Here is a 2,251-nt window from a genome sequence, read left to right as displayed (position 1 = left end):
CGGCTATTGGCGTTCCATTGCAGGGTTGTTTCGAAAACCGAGGCGATAGTTACAAATGTAATAGATAGCGCTTCGCAATCAAATCCTGGGCGATGCTTTGACAATCACACTTGGTTGATTCATCGGGCCGTTGGTAAACGAGCATCTGCTTGTGCAACGGAATGCGGCCGAGGCGGCTTATCCGCATCCTCCCCACTATGCGACCTAGAGCATTCCGCACGCTGATCACTGAAAGGCGTAATAACGGGAGATGGAACGCGCCGTCGAACAGGACCACGATCACGAGCTTCGAGTTCGAATCGCGCGGACACGGTTTTTTCGATCCGTGTTCTCCTCCTTGGCAACGAAGCGTCGCAGCGCGGAAAGAAGTTCACCTTTTCCGACTACGCAGAACTCGTCGGGAAGCACACCTGGTCAACGAACCCTCGTTAGGAAGCTTGCAAATGGAAGCCCTGCGGTTACTGATTTTTGATACTTGACGACAATTGTAGCAAAGGGCGACGCACAAAAGGCAGCTCTAAAGTCCACGATTGGATATCGTGACCCTTGTCGCCACTCGTCGCCACTCGCGACCGAGACTTCCCGTTATGAATGCTGTGGGATCGTCTACGCGGCCCAGTATGCGGCAGCCGGAAGGTGGCGGTCGTGTTCATGCCGAGCCGCCGATCCATGGCGCCAACATGTTAGAGAGAGCGTTGATGCCATCACGCCGCAATATTTCATCCGAAACGGAATTCGCTGGATTCGAAACTCGATTGCAACAAGCTGCCGCCATTCAGATCGCCTCCAAGCCGAGGAAGCGAATAGGAATGGATAATGGCCGATATCCTCACGAAAATTGAAGCATACAAGCGCGAGGAAATCGCGGCTGCCAAGGCCAAGGTTTCGCTGGCGGATTTGAGGGCAATGCAAGCCGAACAGTCGGCGCCGCGCGGCTTTCACAAGGCATTATCCGTCCGGAAAGATGCCGGTCTGTTTGGACTGATTGCCGAGATCAAGAAGGCAAGCCCGTCGAAAGGCCTGATCCGTCCCGATTTTGATCCGCCAGCGCTTGCCAAGGCGTATGAACTCGGCGGGGCGGCTTGCCTTTCGGTGCTCACCGATAAGCCGAGCTTTCAGGGGGCGCCGGAATTCCTGACCGCTGCCCGTGCTGCCTGCGCCTTGCCGGCGCTGCGCAAGGACTTCATGTTCGAGACCTATCAGGTGCACGAGGCTCGTGCGTGGGGTGCGGATTGCATCCTGTTGATCATGGCTTCGCTGTCCGATGACGACGCCGAACGTCTGCAGGATGAGGCCTTCGGCCTCGGCATGGATGTCCTCGTGGAAGTTCACAACGTCGAAGAGATGGAGCGGGCGCTGAAACTCTCCTCACCGCTGATTGGCGTCAACAACCGCAATCTGCGAACGTTCGAAGTCAACCTTGCGACCAGCGAGAAACTCGCCGCCATGGTGCCCGACGGCCGCTTGCTCGTCGGCGAAAGCGGCGTCTTCACGAACGCGGATTGTAAGCGTCTGGAAATGTCGGGGATCACCACTTTCCTCGTCGGTGAAAGCCTGATGCGCAAGGACGACGTCACGGCTGCGACCCGCGCGCTGCTATTTGGCGATGGCATCGAGAGTCTAATGCAGTAGACGTTTTAGAAGTGCGCCAGAGAATGGCAAGAAGGACGGCAGTCCGCCTCTCTTCCGTGGTGAAATGGTCGTAGCGTCATCGCGCGACCGGCTCAGTTCACCCCGGCAAGATGGGCGGTCACCGCAAGCACATTGCGGAGCCGCATCGCGCCTTCGGTTCATGAGTGTTCCAGGCGTCGGCGAGATAACAGCTTTGAGCTTTAAGGCGGTCGACGACGACCCAGCCCACTTCAAAAGCTCGGGGACCGTAGGAGCCCACTTCGGGCCGACGCCTCGGCGTTTCCAGCCTGGTGAAAAAGACAATCCCGGCCGCATCTCACATGTGGGCTTGACCTCATTGCCCGATTAAAGAAGCGGACTTTAGAACTGCCTTTTGTGCGTCGCACTTTGTTACGAATGTAGTCAAGTCTCACAAATCAGTAATGTCAGGGAAAGACGACAAGCTTATCAAATGTCTAGCGTAGATCACGGACATTGCCTGACAGAAATTCGTTTTCGACCCGTGCAGGATCTACGTTTGAAGTACATCGTCGCGGCAGGTGCTGAGTGCACCTCCAGGCATTGTTTGCGAACTTTCCGTAGGTACAGCAGATGTCAAAATATCGCAGTATGTTGCCGC

At 56.1% G+C, this 2,251-nt stretch carries 2 protein-coding genes and 1 pseudogene; all 3 read left to right on the top strand.

The window, feature by feature from the left end:
* The first annotated feature begins 816 nt into the window (after positions 1 to 816).
* The 3 genes and pseudogenes from trpC to HGP14_RS35045 all read left to right on the top strand — a co-directional run bounded on the left by trpC (position 817) and on the right by HGP14_RS35045 (position 1,981).
* Positions 817 to 1,632 carry an indole-3-glycerol phosphate synthase TrpC gene (gene trpC / locus HGP14_RS35050; RefSeq protein WP_168834364.1) on the top strand — a complete coding sequence of 272 codons (816 nt, stop codon included), beginning with the start codon at positions 817 to 819 and terminating at the stop codon, positions 1,630 to 1,632.
* 47 nt (positions 1,633 to 1,679) lie between these two features.
* A pseudogene (locus HGP14_RS36150) lies at positions 1,680 to 1,787 on the top strand (IS630 family transposase); the annotation flags it as partial.
* A gap of 5 nt (positions 1,788 to 1,792) precedes the next feature.
* Positions 1,793 to 1,981 (top strand): transposase, encoded by a 189-nt coding sequence (locus HGP14_RS35045; protein ID WP_409527125.1) that lies wholly within the window; start codon positions 1,793 to 1,795, stop codon positions 1,979 to 1,981.
* The last annotated feature ends 270 nt before the right edge of the window (positions 1,982 to 2,251 follow it).

Source organism: Rhizobium sp. P32RR-XVIII (genome assembly GCF_012641395.1).
Classification (GTDB): Bacteria; Pseudomonadota; Alphaproteobacteria; order Rhizobiales; family Rhizobiaceae; genus Rhizobium.
The sequence above is the reverse complement of the archived record's forward strand: the minus strand, read 5'-3'. Positions and strand labels throughout refer to the sequence as shown.

Excerpts from the sequence above, each read along its gene's own strand:
- trpC (WP_168834364.1), top strand. The coding sequence starts at position 817 with ATGGCCGATATCCTCACGAAAATTGAAGCATACAAGCGCGAGGAAATC.
- HGP14_RS35045 (WP_409527125.1), top strand. The coding sequence starts at position 1,793 with ATGAGTGTTCCAGGCGTCGGCGAGATAACAGCTTTGAGCTTTAAGGCG.